The organism is Duganella sp. SG902, assembly GCF_013376005.1.
Classification (GTDB): Bacteria; Pseudomonadota; Gammaproteobacteria; order Burkholderiales; family Burkholderiaceae_D; genus Rugamonas.
In genome coordinates, this window is record NZ_JABMJK010000044.1 from 1 (window position 1) to 1213 (window position 1213).

At 57.9% G+C, this 1213-nt stretch carries 2 protein-coding genes; both read right to left on the reverse strand.

Annotated elements, in window-relative coordinates; genetic code table 11:
* Positions 1–28 precede the first annotated feature (28 nt).
* Positions 29–850 (reverse strand): IS3 family transposase, encoded by an 822-nt coding sequence (locus FHW83_RS30400; RefSeq protein ID WP_176650102.1) that lies wholly within the window; start codon positions 848–850, stop codon positions 29–31.
* Positions 847–1161, reverse strand: coding sequence for a transposase (locus FHW83_RS30405; RefSeq protein ID WP_028103033.1), 315 nt, complete (start codon positions 1159–1161; stop codon positions 847–849). Before FHW83_RS30405 ends, FHW83_RS30400 begins: the two co-directional genes overlap by 4 nt.
* Between the last annotated feature and the right edge of the window lie 52 nt (positions 1162–1213).

Sequence of the window (1213 nt, forward strand, 5' to 3'; positions counted from 1 at the left end):
TGTAATGACCCAGCGATTCCTGCTCAACTCAAGCCGCTAATGCAAATGCCTTAGCGGGTGTTTTCATGCCCAGCGCCTGATGCGGGCGCCGGTTGTTGTAGAAGCCAATCCAGTCGGCAATGACCCGGCTGGCGTTCTGCAAACTCTCAAAGCGGTGTCGATGCACGCACTGCTCCTTCAGCGTCCGGATGACGCGCTCCACCATGCCGTTCTGCTCAGGACAGTGAGGCGTGATGAACTCCTGACGTAAGCCATAGCTGCGCACCAGCTTTGTATAGCTGCGGCTGGTGAAAACCAAACCGTTGTCCGACCGTAGTAGGAACGGCACCGTTACCTTGCCCAAGGTTCCATAACGGGCAATGAGCGCCTGTTCCAAGGCTGCTTCCGCAGTCTTGGCCTTGCCAGACCGAGACAAATGCCAGCCCAGTAACTCGCGGGTATGGCAGTCGATCACGAGGGCGAGCACCGCCCAACCATCGCGGCCAGCCCAAACGCGGCACATGTCTGTGGCCCAGCGCTGGTTTGGCGCAGTGGCCACGGAAGGCAAAGCCTGGACACGTGGCCGGAATCCAATCGGCCGCTTCTTTACCTGCCAACCACGCAGCTGGAAGACGCGCTGCACCGTGTTCTTGTTAAAGCCAAGTAGAGCCGCAACGGTGCGGTAGCCGAAGGACGGCTCCTCGTTGATCATCGCCCTGATTGGCTCGGCAAAGCGCGCCTGGACCTTGGGGGCTGCCTTAACGGACTTGTAGTACACCGTCCGGCGCGGCATGTCGAACCACTGGCACAGCTTGCTGATCGAAACCTTGAAGCCATCTTCTTCCAGTCCCTGTCGGATCGTTTCGATCACTTCTCTTCCTCGCCCAGCAGGGACGCCAGCTTTTTTCTGGCACGCAGTTCAAGCATGGCCTCGCCATACGCCTCCTGCAGCTCCTTGATCTGGCGTTCGTACTGCTCGCGGACGTCCAGGGGCTTTGCCCGTAACGCGTTCTCCATGCCGCGCTTGGCTTCATCGACCCATTCTTCGATCTCTGACGGCGGCATATCGAATGCCCGGCTGGCCTCAGCCACCGTGGTCTTACCTTGAATGATTTCAGTGACCAGTGCAGCTTTGCGCTTTGCAGTCCAACGTTTAACTTCCTCTTCCATAACCATGCTCACGTGATGTCCTTTCAGTATTATCACCTGAGCAGGAATTCACTGGGTCATTACA